Source organism: Modicisalibacter coralii (assembly GCF_004117855.1).
In the GTDB taxonomy this organism is placed as follows: domain Bacteria; phylum Pseudomonadota; class Gammaproteobacteria; order Pseudomonadales; family Halomonadaceae; genus Modicisalibacter; species Modicisalibacter coralii.
The window spans coordinates 20,452-37,290 of sequence record NZ_QWBW01000028.1; the positions used below are offsets into that span (position 1 = coordinate 20,452).

General features: G+C 66.6%; 14 protein-coding genes. 6 read left to right on the forward strand and 8 right to left on the reverse strand.

What is annotated here, in order from left to right; genetic code table 11:
* Positions 1-6: 6 nt before the first annotated feature.
* From D0901_RS15155 to D0901_RS15165, 3 genes are read right to left on the reverse strand one after another with little or no spacing between them, the layout of a single operon-like run.
* Entirely contained in the window at positions 7-1,674 is a 1,668-nt protein-coding gene (locus D0901_RS15155; RefSeq protein WP_129141147.1) for a GGDEF domain-containing response regulator, read from the reverse strand.
* Positions 1,658-2,053 (reverse strand): response regulator, encoded by a 396-nt coding sequence (locus D0901_RS15160; RefSeq protein ID WP_129141148.1) that lies wholly within the window; start codon positions 2,051-2,053, stop codon positions 1,658-1,660. The genes D0901_RS15155 and D0901_RS15160 overlap by 17 nt, the downstream gene beginning before the upstream one ends.
* Positions 2,050-4,476 (reverse strand): PAS domain S-box protein, encoded by a 2,427-nt coding sequence (locus D0901_RS15165; protein WP_162500882.1) that lies wholly within the window; start codon positions 4,474-4,476, stop codon positions 2,050-2,052. Before D0901_RS15165 ends, D0901_RS15160 begins: the two co-directional genes overlap by 4 nt.
* A gap of 165 nt (positions 4,477-4,641) precedes the next feature.
* Between D0901_RS15165 and D0901_RS20925 the strand changes: the two genes are divergently transcribed.
* Entirely contained in the window at positions 4,642-4,821 is a 180-nt protein-coding gene (locus tag D0901_RS20925; RefSeq protein WP_162500883.1) for a metallothionein, read from the forward strand.
* 312 nt (positions 4,822-5,133) lie between these two features.
* Positions 5,134-6,543: a PhoH family protein gene (locus D0901_RS15170; protein WP_129141150.1), complete on the forward strand. Its 1,410-nt coding sequence runs from the start codon at positions 5,134-5,136 to the stop codon at positions 6,541-6,543.
* A 60-nt stretch (positions 6,544-6,603) separates the two neighbouring features.
* Here D0901_RS15170 and D0901_RS15175 read toward each other — a convergent pair whose 3' ends face one another.
* Both D0901_RS15175 and D0901_RS15180 read right to left on the reverse strand, forming a co-directional pair.
* Positions 6,604-6,834 carry a hypothetical protein gene (locus tag D0901_RS15175; RefSeq protein WP_129141151.1) on the reverse strand — a complete coding sequence of 77 codons (231 nt, stop codon included), beginning with the start codon at positions 6,832-6,834 and terminating at the stop codon, positions 6,604-6,606.
* A gap of 78 nt (positions 6,835-6,912) precedes the next feature.
* Entirely contained in the window at positions 6,913-7,548 is a 636-nt protein-coding gene (locus D0901_RS15180) for a DUF938 domain-containing protein (RefSeq protein WP_129141152.1), read from the reverse strand.
* A gap of 195 nt (positions 7,549-7,743) precedes the next feature.
* On the opposite strand from D0901_RS15180, the gene D0901_RS15185 reads away from it, so the two are divergent.
* Positions 7,744-9,978, forward strand: coding sequence for a GAF domain-containing protein (locus tag D0901_RS15185; RefSeq protein WP_129141153.1), 2,235 nt, complete (start codon positions 7,744-7,746; stop codon positions 9,976-9,978).
* Positions 9,971-11,758: a putative bifunctional diguanylate cyclase/phosphodiesterase gene (locus D0901_RS15190; protein WP_129141154.1), complete on the forward strand. Its 1,788-nt coding sequence runs from the start codon at positions 9,971-9,973 to the stop codon at positions 11,756-11,758. Before D0901_RS15185 ends, D0901_RS15190 begins: the two co-directional genes overlap by 8 nt.
* Before the next feature lie 167 nt (positions 11,759-11,925).
* Here D0901_RS15190 and D0901_RS15195 read toward each other — a convergent pair whose 3' ends face one another.
* The 3 genes from D0901_RS15195 to zwf are packed head-to-tail and all read right to left on the reverse strand — an operon-like array spanning position 11,926 to position 14,786.
* Positions 11,926-12,588 carry a bifunctional 4-hydroxy-2-oxoglutarate aldolase/2-dehydro-3-deoxy-phosphogluconate aldolase gene (locus D0901_RS15195; protein WP_129141155.1) on the reverse strand — a complete coding sequence of 221 codons (663 nt, stop codon included), beginning with the start codon at positions 12,586-12,588 and terminating at the stop codon, positions 11,926-11,928.
* 21 nt (positions 12,589-12,609) lie between these two features.
* Entirely contained in the window at positions 12,610-13,284 is a 675-nt protein-coding gene (gene pgl / locus D0901_RS15200) for a 6-phosphogluconolactonase (RefSeq protein WP_129141156.1), read from the reverse strand.
* Positions 13,285-13,310: 26 nt separating this feature from the next.
* On the reverse strand, positions 13,311-14,786 hold the full coding sequence (gene zwf / locus D0901_RS15205) for a glucose-6-phosphate dehydrogenase (RefSeq protein ID WP_129141157.1): 1,476 nt from the start codon (positions 14,784-14,786) through the stop codon (positions 13,311-13,313).
* 203 nt (positions 14,787-14,989) lie between these two features.
* Between zwf and D0901_RS15210 the strand changes: the two genes are divergently transcribed.
* Both D0901_RS15210 and D0901_RS15215 read left to right on the forward strand, forming a co-directional pair.
* A complete protein-coding gene (locus tag D0901_RS15210; RefSeq protein WP_129141158.1) occupies positions 14,990-15,850 on the forward strand; it encodes a MurR/RpiR family transcriptional regulator in 861 nt (286 codons plus the stop codon).
* Positions 15,851-15,977: 127 nt separating this feature from the next.
* On the forward strand, positions 15,978-16,838 hold the full coding sequence (locus D0901_RS15215) for a putative selenate ABC transporter substrate-binding protein (protein ID WP_129141159.1): 861 nt from the start codon (positions 15,978-15,980) through the stop codon (positions 16,836-16,838).
* Position 16,839: the final 1 nt, after the last annotated feature.

Sequence of the window (16,839 nt, forward strand, 5' to 3'; positions counted from 1 at the left end):
CACGCGTCAGTGACGTGTCTGGCCGGCGCTCATCACCCGGTTGCGACCGGCACTCTTGGCCCGATACAGGTTCTGGTCGGCCTCGTTGATCAAGCTGCCGACATCGTGATCGTCGCGCATTTCGGTCACCCCGGCACTGAAGGTGCAGGCAAAACGCTCGCCGTCGGCGCTGAACGTCAGCGCGCTGAAGGCCTCGCGCAGCTCGTCGAGAATCTCGGCGGCCTGGGACTCGGCGCAGTCGTTGAGTACCAGCAGGAATTCCTCGCCGCCATAGCGGCCGATCAGATCACTCTCGCGCAGGCGCCGGCGCAACAGATTGGCGAGCGCACGAATCACCTCGTCGCCGACCAGATGGCCATGGCTGTCGTTGACCCGCTTGAAGTGGTCGATGTCGAGCATCACCGCACACAGCGAGGCCTGGCGACGCCGCGACTGGGCCATCGCCGACATCAGCCGCTCCTTGACGTCGGCGTGCTTGAGCAATCCGGTCAGACCATCCCGCGTCAACGCCACGGCCAGGGTCCGCGAGCGCCGCGCCCGCGAGGTCACCGCGGCGACCAGCGCCTCGGGAGCGATGGGCTTGGCCATGAAGTCGTCGCCGGCCTTGGTCATCGCCTCGAGCTGCGCGTCGGCGTCGTCGGAGGCCGAGAGATAGACGATCGGTACCTGCAACCAGCGGCGGTGGAAGCGTACGATCTGCGCCAGTTCGGGGCCGCTGCACCGGGGCATGCGCACGTCCAGCACCAGCACGTCGGGGGCGAAGCTGTCCAGGGCGTCGAGGGTCTGTGCGGGGTCGCCGAGGGTCATCACCATGAACCCGACTTCCTCGAGGACCAGGCGGTGATAGGCGAGCATCGTCTCGTCGTCGTCGACCATCAACACCCGGGGCGGCGGCATGCGATGCTGGCGCAGCTGGGTCTCGAGCATGTCGGCCAGGCGGATCGGTTCGAGGGGTTGCGAGATGAACCCCACCACCCCGGCACGCACGGCCCGCAACTGGATGTCGAAATCCTGCGATTCGCTGGTGACGAACAGCGGCAGCGGCGCCTCCAGACGGCTCTGGATCGTCTCGGCGATCGCCAGACCGCTGGCGCCTCCCTGGTTCTCGAGGTGCAGATCGAGGATCAGGGTATCGGGACGCTGTCGGTCGCAGGCGCGTTCGAGATCGTCGCCGTCGGTGAACAGTTGCGCCCGATAATGGAAGCTCTCGAGCATCTGACAGAGATGCTGACCGGCCTTTTCATCGTCCTCGAGCACATAGATCAACGGGCGTTCATGGTCGGTCACCACGCCCGAACGGCCGAGCCGGATGGTCTCGAGCGCCCTGAGCGGACGTGTCGGCTGCAGTGACTCCGCCTCGCGTCTCAGGTCCTGCAGTTCACGCAGGAAGGCGCTGGCATCGGCCGACGAGGGCGACTCGAGCAGGCGTTCGAGACGGCGTTCGAGCAGCCGGCAGGCCTCGCCGACCGCCTCGAAACCGAAGGTGCCCGCCGAGCCGGCGAGGCGGTGCAGGCGCTCGCAGACCGGCCGCCAGGCAGCGCCGTCGACCACCGGGTTGCTCTGATGGTGCACCTGATCGGCCAGGTCGTTGAGCTCGTTACCCAGCCAGTAGGCGTATTCGCGCCGCATGCGTGCCAGTTTCTTTTGCGCTTCGGCACTAACGTTCTGATCCATTGAAACGATTCCAGATCGTCTTGAGTTGATCGGCAAGGGTCATGGGGTCGAAAGGCTTGACCACCACGGCGGCGGCGCCGAGATCGTAATAGGCGCGGTGATCGTCGCTATTGGCCCTGGCGGTCATGAACACCACGGGGTAGCGCGCCACATCGATCACCTCGGCGAGGCCGGCCAGGGTCGTGGGGCCGTCCATGTCCGGCATCATCACGTCGAGCAGCAGCAGATCGGGCGCGAACTCGGCCGCCTGCTCGATCGCCTCGCGCCCTCGCGTGCAACTGAGTACCGTCAGTCCCCCGACCGTTTCCAGCGCCACGCGGGTGATGGTGATGATCGACTCATCGTCCTCGACGTGGAGAATCCGCTGCAGGGTTGTCATCTTCGAGCCTCCCCACCGTTCTCGAGACGTTCGCCCGAGCGAAGCACCGCCGGCAACCATACCCGAAATACGCTACCCTGCCCCAGCGTCGAGGCGAAGTCTATGCATCCGTGCATGTGTTCGACCAGTTGCTTGGTGATGGCGAGCCCCAGCCCGGTGCCGCCACGCCGCCGGGTGGTCCCCGCCTCCGCCTGGGCGAAGTGCTGAAAGACTCGCTCGCGGAACGCCTCGGGGATGCCGTCGCCGTGATCCTCGACCTCGATGCACACGCCCGCATCGTGCCTCCGATAGCGCACCGTCACCGTACCGCCGCGGGGCGAGAACTTGATGGCGTTGGAAAGCAGGTTGGCCATGACCTGGGCGAAGCGCAACGCATCGACCTCGACCGCGACCGACTCGTCACCCTGCAAGACCAGCACGACACCGAAGCGCTCGGCGTAGCCGAGGTTGCTGTCCAGGGCATCCTCCAGCAACGGTCGCAGCGCGTGGCGTTGCAGGTCGAAGGCCAGCTTGTCGGCGGCGAGCTTTTCCCAGTCGAGCAGGTCGTCGATCAGTTGCCCGAGTCGCTCGGCATTGCGCTGGGCGACCCTCAGCATCTCCTCGACCGACTCTGGCACAGCACCGATGACCCCGCCATTGACCAGGTCCAGAGCCCCCTTGATCGAGGTCAGCGGCGTACGCAGCTCGTGGCTGGCCACCGCCACGAATTCGCTCTTCAGACGCTCGAGCTGACGCTGCTCGGTGATGTCCTGGATCTGCGAGACGAAATACTGCGGCCGCCCCTGACCATCCCGCACCAGCGACACCGACAGCTGGCAGCACAGCAGGCGCCCGGTGCGGGTGAAATAGCGCTTGGGCATCTGGTAATAGGGGATTTCGCCGCTGATCAGCTGGCCGACCTGAGTGAGGTCGGCGGCCAGGTCGTCGGGATGCGTCAGGGTCTGAAAATCGGTCTTCAGCAAGACCTCGCGCTCGTACTCCCACATCTCGCAGAGCGTGCGATTGACCTCGATGAACGCGCCCTCCAGGGAGACCAGCGCCATCCCCTGGGGCGCGGTATCGAAAGCGGTTCGGAACTGCGCCTCGCTGAGCCGCAGGGCTTCCTCGACGGCATACAAGCGACTCAGATCGAGCGCCATGCCCAGGTACCCGATCGGCTCCCCCGCGTCGTCCTGCATCACGCTGACCACCAGCCGCACCCGGCGCTGGCCGCCGTCGCGGCGAACATAGGTCCAGTCGCGGTTCTCGGGACGGCCCAGGCGCGGGGTCAGGACGAACAGGTCGAAGCCGTAGACCGGGCGGTCCAGTTCCCGGGAGAGTTCCGCGGCCCGTTGCTCCAGTTCGTCGGGCCTGTGAAACGCCAGGGGCGTCAGTTGCCCGACGACCTCGTCGGCGGTATAGCCCAGCAGGCGTTCGGCACCGGGATTGAATAGCGTGATGAGCCCCCGGCGATCGGTGGAGATGATCGCCACCTCGGTGGAGGCATCGATCACCGCCTGCAGATGGGCGCGGGTCTCGGCGATCTCGCGCTCGGCTCGCTTGCGCTGGGTGATGTCGTGCATCCCCACCACCGCACCGAGTCGTTCGCCGTGATCGTCGAAGAACGCCCGCCCGTTGCAGGCGACGAACCGCGGTGGCTGGTCGGGAACCCGGATGCAGAGTTCCTGATCGCGCACCGTCTCCCCAGCCCAGGCTCGCCGCAAGGGGATACGTTCGAGCGGCAATGGCGTCCGGCCATCGGCCTCGAACAGATCGAAGCGTCGCGACCATTGTTCGGGCGGCAGGCGTTCGGGCCCCGCGCCGTGCCAGGCCCGGGCCCGGGAATTGAAGAAGCTCAACTCGCCCCGGTCGTCGCAGGCGACGACCCCCTCGGGCAGCGCCTCGAGCAGGCTATCGAGCAGGGCGTGCCGGGTCCGCGCCTCGCGCTTCTGGCGGCGCTGCTCGATCAGGCTAACGGTGAGCCGCGCCAGATCCTCCAGGGAACGCAGTTGCGCTGGCTCGAGTTCGCGGGGCTGACGATCGATCACGCACAGGGTGCCCAGCCGATGGCCACTCTCCATCTCCAGGGGTATCCCGGCGTAGAAGCGGATATAGGGGCTATCGACGACCAGCGGATTGTCGGCGAAACGAGAGTCACAACGGGCATCGTGGACGACCAGCGGCTCGCGCTGGCGAATGGCGTGAGCGCAGAAGGCCAGGCTGCGCGGCGTCTGACAGACGCTCAGGCCCTGCTGGCTCTTGAACCACTGGCGCATCTCGTCGACCAGCGAAATCAGGGCGATCGGCGTGCCGCAGAGTTGCGAGGCCAGGCGTGTGATGGCGTCGAACTCCGCTTCGGGAGGCGTATCGAGAATGTCGTAGCTGGCCAGCGCCGCCAGACGCTCGGCTTCGTCGCGATCGATATCGCCATTCTCCTGGTGCATGCACGGGCTCCCCTGGCAGATCACTGGCGCATTCCGAACGGATTCATGCCGCTCAAGGATATGACAGCCGGCGACCGAGTACGACAGCCGCTCGATCACGGTCGCGATTCGTCTACACTCCCCCGTATGACACCGATCCTGCAACGCAACGGCCCGGAGACGACCATGGAAGAGCGTATCTGCGAATGCCCGCATTGCCAGTGCCCCGTGCCCGGCACGGCCATCCCCGTTAACGGTCACTACTACTGCTGCTCGGCCTGCGCCACGGCTCATCCCGACCGCGAGCCCTGCCAGAACCCGGACTGCGACTGCCACCGGCATGGCTGGGGCGGCATCAAGACCTGAGCCCCGCGCCGGTCGTTCCGCCGACGCCCGGCGGCGATCGTCCTGTTCTCTGCCGGCCTCGCCCCGCCTATTCCCACTTGCCGAAGTGCGGCGCAAAAACGTGGAATCGTCGACTGGCGTTTCGTCAGTCGAGGGTTCATCTTGACGATAAGCCCTGACGGGGCCGCGCCATCCACCACCAACCAGGAGAGTCGACGACACCACACCACCCGGGGAGTCATGCCGCCACTGTCGCGCCGACGGCTGTAACCGGGGAGCAATCCCCCGCTGTCAGCGTCGATACCGCCGCCAATTTGAGGAGTGCTTCCGCCGATGGTACGAATCGACAAGAAAGCGACCCGCCTTTACGTGCTCGACACCAATGTCCTGATCCACGATCCCGCCGCGCTCTATCAGTTCGAGGAGCACGATGTGGTGATCCCGATGACGGTGCTCGAGGAACTCGACAAGCACAAGAACGGCATCCGGGAAATTGCCCGCACCGCCCGCCAGATCAGCCGCACCCTCTCCGAGCTCACCGCCCGGGTTTCCTTCGACGAGATCCAGCGCGGTATCCCGCTGCCCGGTACCGGCCAGACCGGCCGCCTGCGCTTTCTCTGTTACAACGATGTCCAGCCGATCGACCATCTGGAGGACAGTCCCGACAACCGCCTGCTCGCCGAGACCTGCCGGCTGCGCGACGAGCGACCCGATGCCTCGGTGATCCTGGTCACCAAGGACATCAACCTGCGCGTCAAGGCCGCCGCGCTCAACGTGCCGGTCGAGGACTATCTCAACGACCGGGTGTTCAGCGACAGCGACGCGATGATCGAGGGCGCCAAGGTCTATGCCCGGGCCGGCAAGGATGGCGTGGGACTGTGGGAGTCGCTCAACGTCGACGTCACCGTCGAGCGGATCGATCATCACACCTTCTACGACCTGCGCGGCACGATCCCCGCCGACTGGCATCTGGGGATGCTGGTCTCCGACAGCGAGAACGGCGCCGACTTCGAGGCCATCGTGCGCGAACTGTCGCCGCAGAGCGCGCGCCTGCAACTGCTGACCAATTACCGCCACCACGCCGGCGTGTGGGGCGTGCATGCCCACGACAGCCGTCAGAACTTCACCCTCAACCTGCTCATGGATCCCGAGATCGACCTGGTGACCATTGCCGGCACCGCGGGTACCGGCAAAACCTACATGACGCTGGCGGCGGCCTTCCAGCAGACCCTAGACAGCAAGCTCTTCGAGCGCATCGTCTTCACCCGCGCGCCGATCCCCATGGGCGAGGACATCGGCTTTCTGCCCGGCACCGAGGAGGAGAAGATGTCGCCGTGGATGGGGGCCTTCCACGACAACATGGACAACCTGCTGCGCGACGAGCACGACGGCACCACCAGCTGGAGCGAGGGCGCCACCCGGCAGTTGATCGGCTCGCGGGTGCAGATCCGCTCGCCGACCTTCATGCGCGGACGCACGTTGAGCGACACCTTCCTGATCATCGACGAGGCGCAGAACTTCACGCCCAAGCAATTGAAGGGCCTGATCTCGCGGGCGGGGCGCAACTCCAAGATCGTGCTGCTGGGCAATGTCGGGCAGATCGACACCCCCTACCTGACCGCAAACACCTGCGGCATGGCGGCGGTGGTCGAGCGCTTCCGCGACTGGCCGCACGCCGGGCACGTCACCCTGAGAAGCGTCGAACGCTCGCGCCTGGCGCTGGCCGCCGAAGAATTGCTCTAACCCTCTCGACCACCCAAAACGGCACCCTCGGGTGCCGTTTCTCCGCCGCGCCTCGCCGACTCACTGGCGTGAGGTATTCACGGCCTTTTCCAGCAGCGCTTCGCTCTCGCTGCCGGGGCCTTTCTTCATGATCTCCTGCGCCTCGTGATAGAGACAGACATAAGCATTGCAGGAGGCACAGAACACCTTGTCGTCCGGGTTGTGGACTTCGGAGACGCGCATCAGGTGGCTGCCGCACTTGGGGCAGCCCACGGGCAGGCGAAAGTCTTGCGACAGATCATGATCGGACATGGGCACTCACTCCCTTGATGGTGTGCGACAGGCCGTCGTCGGGGCCTGCCTACAGTCTTTGGGTCGCGGCGGGATTTATCAAGCACCTTGTCGACGCAGCAGCACGCTGACGTTGTTGGCCGGCATGTCGACGACGCGCTCGAGGCTCAGGCCGTTGGCCCCGGCCAGGGTGTTGACCGCGGCCAGCGAGCGAATCCCCCAGCGCGGGTCCCGGCGGCGCAGATCGTCGTCGAAGGCCAGATTGCTGGGCGCGGTGGGCACGCCATCGCGCAGGAAGGGGCCATAGAGCAGCAACAACCCGCCCTCGGGCAAGCGCCTTCCCGCTTCGCCCAGCAGTGCCTCGGTCACGCTCCACGGCGCGATGTGCAACAGATTGATGGCGACCAGCGCATCGAAGTCGGTGACCGCCCAGGGGCGCGCTTCCACGTCCAGCATCAGCGGTTCGGCGAGATTGTCGAGACCGGCCGACTCGCGCCAGGCGGCGATCGAGGCCAGCGCCGACGGGCTGGGATCCGAGGGCTGCCAGGTCAGCCCCGGCAGCGCCGCGGCGAAGTACGCGGCATGCTCGCCGGTGCCGCTGGCCACCTCGAGTACCCGCGTGGCGCCGCCGAGCGCCGCTTCGAGCACCTCGAGAAGGGGTTGCCGATTGCGCGCCACCGCGGGGCTGGACAGGCGCCGCTCGGGCCCGTCACTCACGGTGTCCATGCTTTGCATACTGACACTCCTTGACTGGATATCGGGGCGTTCCGCGCCGGAAGACGCCCACATCGACCCGGGACGCTCGTCCCATCACCCTCAAGTTCCGCCCCATGCTTGCCGATAGTCCGGATAGGTGGTGGGCCGTCCCGGGGCGTGACCATCATGCGACCGGCCTTGCGGCCCATCAAGCGCCAGGACAGACCCGTTACCATGCAACTGCCCCCCATTCCCGACAACGAAGCGCAGCGTCTCGAGGCGCTGCACCGCCTGGAATTGCTGGACACGCTGCCGGATACGGCGTTCGACCAGTTGACCGAACTGGCCGCCCGGGTCTTCGACGTCCCCGTGGTGCTGGTGTCGCTGGTCGACACGGCGCGCCAGTGGTTCAAGTCGGCCCACGGCCTGGATTGCCGGGAGACCACCCGCGACGTCTCCTTCTGCGCGCACGCGGTCACCGCGGACCGCCCGCTGATCGTCGAGGATGCCCACGCCGACAGGCGCTTCGCCGACAATCCGCTGGTCGTCGACGACCCGCACATCCGCTTCTACGCCGGCCAGCCGTTGCACACGGCCGAGGGTCAGCCGATCGGCACCCTGTGCCTGATCGATCGTCGGCCGCGCGAACTCGACGCCGGCCAGCGTGAATGTCTGGCATTGCTTGCCGCCCAGGCCGAGGAGTTGATCCGCCTGCATTTGGCACACCTCGCACGACGAGACAACGAGCGTCGGCTGCAGCGCAAACGGGCGTTGCTTAAGGTGCTGCATCAGGGCATCACCGACTATCGGGCGCTGATGTCGGGCGAACGCCTCTGGCACTTCCTGCTGGAGGCGCTGCGCGAACTGACCCAGAGCGACTACGCGCTGATCGGCGAGGTGCTGTACGACGACAATACGCCGGCGCTCAAGATCCATGCCATCACCGACCTGACGTGGAGCGACGAATCGCGCCGCTTGATGGAGCGCCTGCAATCCGGTGACATGCTGCTCGGCAACCCCGATAGCCTGCTGGGCCGGGCCTTCGCCCACGGCGACACCGTGATCACCGACGATCTGGCCAATCATCCCCGTCGCGGCGGCTTCCCGCCCGGGCACCCGCCGCTGTACAACTATCTGGGCGTGCCGATCGTCCATGACGGCCGGGTGATCGGCATGTACGCCACCGCCAACAGCGCCGAGGGCTATTCGCCGGAGACCGTGGAGTGGCTGGAGCCGTTCAACGCCACCTGTGCGCTGCTGATCAACCTCTACCGGCAATTCTCCGAGCGCGACCGCATCGAGCGCGATATCGCCCAGGCCCGCGACCTGGCGGAGAGCGCCAGCCGCGCCAAGAGCGAGTTCCTGTCGGCGATGAGCCATGAGTTGCGCACGCCGCTCAACGCCATCCTGGGATTCGCCCAGTTGCTGGCCAGCGGCCGCCGCGACCCGCTCTCGGCGCGCCAGCAGCGTCAGGTCGCCCAGATCCGCAGCAGCGGCGAGCACCTGCTGACCCTGATCAACGATATCCTCGATCTGGCCCGTATCGAAGCCGGTCGCATGACGCTGTCGCTCGAGCCGGTTTGCCTCGCGGCCGTCTGTCGCGAGGCCATGGAACTCCTATCGCCGCTGGCCCGGGACGCCGGCATCGCGCTGCAGGCCCCCGCTCTGCAGGGGCCGACGTTGGTGCGTGCCGATGCCACCCGGCTCAAGCAGGTACTGCTCAACCTGCTGTCCAACGCCATCAAGTACAACCGCCCGCAGGGCCGGGTCGCCCTCGCCATCGAGGTACACGCCGATACCGTTCGGCTGAGCGTCGAGGACACCGGCAGCGGCGTCGACGCAGAGCGCCTCGACGAACTGTTCGAACCCTTCAACCGACTGGGGGCCGAAAGCAGCACCATCGAGGGTACCGGGATCGGCCTGGCGCTGACGCGCCAGCTGGTCGAACGGATGCACGGGCGGATCGGCGTGGAAAGCGAACCGGGCCGGGGCAGCCGTTTCTGGTTCGAACTGGAGCGCGCCATCGATGACGCCCCGGCCGCCGACGACGAAGCCTGCACGCCAGCGCCGCTGACTGCCAAGCCGCCGCGACGGGTTCTCTACATCGAGGACAACCCCGCCAACCAGCGGCTGATGGAAGATCTCTTCGACGAGTTCGAGGGACTGTCACTGTACTGCGCCCCCACGGCCGAACTGGGCATCGACCTGGCCGCCTCGCTGGGCCCCGACCTGATCCTGATGGATATCCACCTACCGGGCATGAACGGTCATGCGGCGTGCAAAGCGCTGGCCTCGCGTCAAACGACCCGCGAGATCCCGGTCATCGCCCTGTCCGCCAACGCCATGACCACCGACATCCATCACGGCATGGCCGCCGGATTCCGGGCCTATCTCACCAAGCCCGTGGAGATCGGCGCGTTGCGTGCCGCCATCACTGCCTGCTTCATGGAGGACGCCAGCAATGCCTGACAAGGATACGTTATGCGCCAGCCACATCCTGGTCGTCGACGACAACCCCGCCAACATCGCCCTGCTCGAGGACCTGCTCGATGATGCCGGCTTCACCCACGTCACCAGCCTCGCCGACCCGCGCCGGGTCCTCGCCTATTGCCGCGAGACACAGCCGGACCTGTTGCTGCTCGATGTGCGCATGCCGCACATCGACGGCCTGACGCTGCTCGCCGACCTGCAGCGAGCCTGGAAAGACGAGGGGCCGCCGGTGATCGTGCTCACCGCCCAGACCGACCGTGATACCCGTAGCCGGGCCCTCGAACTGGGAGCTCGCGACTTCCTGACCAAGCCCTTCGATCATCAGGAAACCCTGCAGCGCGTATCCAATGCCCTGCAGGCCGGGCGACTCTACCGCCAGCGCCTCGACCAGACGTCGCAGCTCGAAGAACTGATTGCCCAGCGTACCGCCGAGCTCGAGCGCCTGGCGCTCAGCGAGCCGATCACCGGCCTGCCCAATCGCACCGCGATGATCCAATGGCTGGAGCGTCGCCTCGTCGACGGCGCCTCGCCCTACCTGCTGTTCATCGCCCTCGATGGCCTCGACGACATCGCGCGGCTGCACGGCTACCCGGCCGCCGACGCCCTGCTGACCCATGCCTGCCGGCTGCTGGAAGACGCCATCCACACCGGCGACCGCCTGGGATGCTGGGGGGGTGCCGAATTGCTGGTGGTGAGTCACGACGCCCTCGATGACGCGACACTTATCGAACACGCCCAACGATTCCGCGACCTGCTCGCCCGCGACCACCGCATCGGCGACCTGCTCATGTCCCTGAGCGCGCGCATCGGCATCAGCCGCGCCGGCGTCGACGCCGAGGCCGCCGACCAGTTGATTCGTCAGGCTACCCTGGCGTTGCCGACGCTCGGTGAGCGACCGGTGGGCGTGTATTCCGCCGAACTCGAATGCGCCCACCAGCAACGCGCGCGCATGCAGCAACTGCTGCGCGAAGCCATCGACCGGGACGAGTTCCAACTGGTCTTCCAGCCCAAGATCGAACTGGCCACCGGCCGCGTGAGCGGCGCCGAGGCGTTGCTGCGCTGGCACAACGCCGAACTGGGCCACGTCTCGCCCGGCGATTTCATTCCGCTCGCCGAGGCCAGTGGCGATATCCTGGCGATCGGCGACTGGGTGGCCGGCGAAGCGATCCGCCAGGTGCGCGACTGGCGCGACCGGAATCGAGTCGAGGCGGATTTCAGCATCGCCATCAACGTCGCCACCCGCCAACTGATGACCGGCGACTTCAGCCAACGCCTGCTCGCCCGGCTGGACGACGCCGGATTGCCCGCCCACGCCATCCAGGTCGAGGTCACCGAGTCGGGGCTGATGGAAGACGTGTCGCTGGCGCGGGAGACGCTGCGCCTGCTGGCCGACCAGGGCCTGAAGATCGCCATCGACGACTTCGGTACCGGCTACTCGTCGTTGGCCTACCTCAAGACCCTGCCGGTGACCACGCTGAAGATCGACCGCACCTTCATCAACGACATGCTCACCAGCAGCCACGACCGCAACCTGGCCATCACCGTGATCACCCTCGCTCACAGCTTCGGCTGCGACGTGGTCGCCGAAGGCATCGAACAGCCTCAGCAGGCCGAGTTGCTGGCCTCGCTGGGCTGCGAGAGCGCTCAGGGTTACTGGTTCTCGCCGCCACTGCCGGCGGCACGCTTTCTCGACTGGAAGGCCGGCTACGATGAACGGTGTCGGGCGTTTCGCGGCCCCGGCCTGGTCTCGGGAGCCTGAGGCCGGATCACGGGCGTTTCCCGGTTCACCCGCAATGCAGCAACCTCACCCCCTGCTGTCGAAACGAGCTCCCTTCCACCTGCGATGCACTGAAAAAAAGGCCCGCCGGGTAGGCGGGCCGAACAACAGCCTCGGCTGTCGAGAGAGAATCGTGTCGTCGGTCGTGTTCAATGATGGAAGCGCTCGGCGGCCTCGCGGGCCAGGGCCTTGATACCCTCCCAGTCTTCCGCCTCGATGAGCTTGCCGGGGGTCACCCAGGAACCACCGACGCACATCACGTTGGGCAGCTTGAGGTAGTCCTCGGCGTTGTCCGGGGTGATACCGCCGGTGGGACAGAAACGCGCCTCGGGGATCGGCCCGCCGAAGGCCTTGATCGCCGCCGCACCGCCGCTCGCTTCGGCGGGGAAGAACTTGAAGCGCCGATACCCGTACTGCCAGCCGGCCATCAGCTCGGAGACAGTCGCCACCCCCGGCAACATGGGTACCGGGCTCGACACGCCGTGCCGATACAGGGCATCGGTGGCACCCGGCGTGACCACGAAGTCCACACCCAGCTGTTCGGCCTGGCGGTACTGGGCCGGGGTCAGCACGGTGCCCGCGCCGATGCTCGCCCCGGGCAAGGCCTCGCGCATGCGGGCGATGGCGTCCAGTGCACAGTCGGTACGCAGGGTGATCTCGAGGACCGGCAGCCCGCCCTCGACCAGGGCACGGCCCAGCGGCACGGCATCCTCGAGGCGCTCGATGGTCAGCACCGGAATCACCTCGGCCTTCTGGCAGATACTGTCGATCTCGGTGGTCCGGGTGGAGGGCAGCTGCTTTTCAGTGGACATGATTGGCTCCAGCAATTCGGTTCAGGGCGCCCAGTAGACGGCCAGCGGACAGGCCAGGAAGGCGCGGATGGGCAGCTCGCGGGCGTCGTCGCCGGCCATGGCTCGGGCCAGGACCGCGCGCTTGTTGTCGCCGGCGATATGCAGAAAGTGGCGTTCGGCACGGTGCAGACAGCCCGCGCTGAGGGTGATTCGCGGCTGTGCCACGCTGGGGGCGCGCACCGCCACGGCAACCTCGTCGGTGGTCAGCGCCAGCCCCAGTTCGCCGCTGTCGGGAAACAGCGACGCGGTATGGCCATCGCCGCCCATGCCCAGGATCACCGCACTGGCCGGCCAGGGCAGTGCGGCGATGCGGCTCGCCACCGCGGCGGCGCCCTGCTCGGGCGTGGCGTCGTCGGTGGTCAGGGGGTGAAAGGTCGCGGCCGCGGCCGGCCCCTGGACGAGATGCTCGCGAGCCAGCCGGGCGTTGCTGTCGGGGTCGTCCTCGCTCACCCAACGCTCGTCGGCCAGGGTCACGTCGATGCGTGACCAGGGCAATGCCATGGCCGCCAGACGCTCGAAGAAGGGCACCGGCGTCGAACCGCCCGAGACCACCAGCAGGGCCCTGTCACGATGCTCCAGGTCGGCGACGAGCGCCCCGGCCACCGCCTCGGCGAGCTGCGCGGCCAGGTTCTCACGGGGCGATGTTGCGTCACTCATGCGTTCTGCCTCATTCACTCACTCGCTCAATAATCCTCGTACCAGCTGCGACCGTCCTTGGTAATCATGGCGATCGACGCCACCGGCCCCCAGGAGCCCGCCGGGTAACGCCGCGGCGGGACGTCGCGGGCCGCCCAGCCCTCGATCAACTGATCGCACCAGCGCCAGGCGTACTCGACCTCGTCACGACGCACGAACAGGTATTGCTGGCCCTTCATGACCTCGAGCAGAAGACGCTCGTAGGCATCGGGAATCCGCGACTTGGGGAAGGCGCTGTTGAAGTCGAGGTGCAGCGGCCCGGGGCGCAGGCGCATGCCCTTGTCGAGCCCGCCGTCCTTGGTCAGCACCTGCAGGGCGATGCCCTCCTCGGGTTGCAGACGGATGATCAGCTTGTTGGCGGCCAGGTCACGCTGGTCGGGATCGAAGATGTAGTGCGGCTGCTGGCGAAAGTGGATGACGATCTGCGAGAGCTTCTCGGGCATCCGCTTGCCGGTGCGCAGATAGAACGGCACGCCGGCCCAGCGCCAGTTCGAGACCTCGGTCTTCATGGCGACGAAGGTCTCGGTGCGGCTATCGGTATTGGCGCCCTCTTCCTCCAGGTAGCCCGGCACACTGGTGCCGTCGATCGAGCCGGCGATGTACTGGCCGCGCACCACGTCGCGACCGAGGTTTTCCTGGGTGAAGGGCTTGAGGGCCTTGAGCACCTTGACCTTCTCGTCGCGGATGGCGTCGGCGTCGAGATTCGACGGCGGGTCCATGGCGATCAGACAGAGCAGTTGCAGCAGGTGATTCTGGACCATGTCGCGCAACTGGCCGGCCTTGTCGAAGTAGCCCCAGCGCCCCTCGATGCCGACCTGCTCGGCGACGGTGATCTCGACGTGCGAGATCTGGTTCTGGTTCCACTGGTTGCCGAACAGCGGGTTGGCGAAACGCAGGGCGATCAGGTTCTGGACGGTCTCCTTGCCCAGGTAGTGGTCGATGCGATAGATGCGCGACTCGGGGAACACCTCGCCGATCGCGTCGTTGATCGCCTGCGAGGACGCCAGGTCGTAGCCGATGGGTTTTTCCACCACCACCCGGGACTCGTCGTCGAGGCTGCCGCTGGCATTCAGGTTGCGACAGATGTCGCCGTAGATGCTCGCCGGCACCGCCAGGTAGATGGTCATCGGTCGCTCGGCGCCCTCGCGCCACTTGGCGATGGCGTCGTACCCCTCGACGGTGGCGAAATCGAGCTTGAGGTATTCGAGGCGCGCGATGAAGCGCTCCAGGCACGCCTTGTCGAGGGTCTCCGCCTTGACGCGCTTCTTCAGCGCCTGCTGAACGCGCTGGCGGAAGGTCTCGCCATCGATGTCCTGGCGTGCCAGCCCGAGGATACGCGTCGACTCGCCCAGCAGGCCGTCCCGGTCGAGGTGATACAGGGCCGGATACAACTTCCGCAGAGCCAGGTCGCCCAGGGCGCCGAACAGCGCCAGATCGATATCGGGCGTGGTGTCATGGATCATGCCTCGAACCCCTTCAATCTGGTAATCTTACGCATAAAATATGCCATCAAGGTATCAGCCAGCAACTTATATCGGTAATTTTACCACCAAAGATGCACGCCCCTTGGGGTCGCGACTTGGCGCCATTCGGTGCGTCACGCTAGGATGTGGCTATCAATGTAGTTAAATCACTACATAATGACATCACGGAGCCTCTTTCCCGCATGGCCAGCCATGATCTTCTCGAACGCATTCGCGCCCGCCTCGACGAACTCAATCGCTCGGAGCGCAAGGTGGCTGACGTCATCCTCCAGGACCCGGCCACCGCGACCGGGCTGAGCATCGCCACCCTGGCCCAGGCGGCCTCGGTCAGCGAACCCACCGTCAACCGCTTCTGCCGCAACTTCGACGCCAAGGGTTATCCGGATTTCAAGATCAAGCTGGCCCAGAGCCTGGCCGGCGGCACCCCCTATGTCAGCCGCAGCGTGGAACGCGAGGACGATGCCGCGCGCTACGGCGACAAGATCTTCGGCGCGACCATCGCCGCCCTCGACGACGCCCGCCGGGCGCTCGACGCCAAGCGCGTGGAGCGCGCCGTCGACTACCTGATCCAGGCCAAGCAGATCAGCTTCTTCGGCCTCGGCGCCTCGGGGCCGGTCGCCCAGGATGCCCAGCACAAGTTCTTCCGCTTCAACCTGCCGGTGATGGCCTACGAGGACGTGCTGATGCAGCGCATGGTCGCCGCCGCCAGCCACACCGGCGATGCCATCGTGATCATCTCCTATACCGGGCGCACCCGCGAGCTGGTCGAGATCGCACGACTGGCCCGCGAGAACGGCGCCGTGGTGCTGGGCATCACCGCGCCCCATTCGCCGCTCGCCAGGGAGTGTACCGAGACCCTCGAGGTCATCACCCCCGAGGACACCGACGTCTACATGCCGATGACCTCGCGAATGATCCATCTGGCGCTGATCGACGTGCTGGCCACCGGCGTGACCCTGCGCCGCGGCGAGGACTTCCAGACCCATCTCAAGAAGATCAAGGACAGCCTCCAGGCCACCCGCTTTCCCGCCACCGAGGAGTAGGCCGCCCCACATCGCGCAGCGTAGCCGTCGGCGTCCGGCCCGGGCAACGCCTCAGGCCCGGACGGGCTTGCCCCCGTCGCGCCCAGGCACAACAATAGCGCCCTCCGAACACCAGAGGAGCTCCACCATGCGACGCCTGTTCGCCACCGCCCTGATGCTGCTTGGCCTGGCCCCCGCCGCCCAGGCGCAGGAAACCTTCCGCTTCACCGCAATTCCCGACGAGGACCAGTCGCGACTGGTCGAGCGCTTCCAGAAGGTCGCCGACTACCTGAGCGACACGCTGGACGTCGAGGTCGAGTATGTGCCGGTGAAATCCTACAGCGCGGCGGTGAGCGCGTTCCGCAACGATCAGGTGCAACTGGCCTGGTTCGGCGGACTCTCGGGCGTCCAGGCACGGCGTCTGGTGCCGGGATCCCGGGCACTGGCCCAGGGCGTCGAGGACGCCGCCTTTCACAGCTATTTCATCGCCAACACCGACACCGGCATCGACCCCCACCAGGAGCGGATGCCGGATGCCTTCGCGGGCAAGTCGTTCACCTTCGGCGCCAAGACGTCCACCTCCGGCCGGCTGATGCCCGAGTACTACCTGCGCGAGCGTTTCGACGAAGCGCCCGAGGCGCTGTTCTCGCGGGTCGGCTTCTCCGGCGATCATACCCGCACCATCGCCCTGGTCGAGTCCGGCACCTATGACGTCGGCGCGGTCAACTACACGGTCTGGGACGCCGCCGTGGCCGATGGCCGCGTCGACACCGACAAGGTCAAGGTGATCTGGGAAACCCCGGCCTACCCCGACTATCAGTGGACGATCCGCGGCGACGCCGACGCGCGCTTCGGCGACGGCTTCACCGACCGCGTGCGCCAGGCGCTGCTCGACATGGAGGCCCCGGAACTGCTCGAGAGCTTCCCGCGTCAGGGCTTCATCCCGGTCGACAACGACGCCTATGCGCCGATCGAAGCCGTCGGCGAAGACCTCGGCCTGCTGCGCTGAC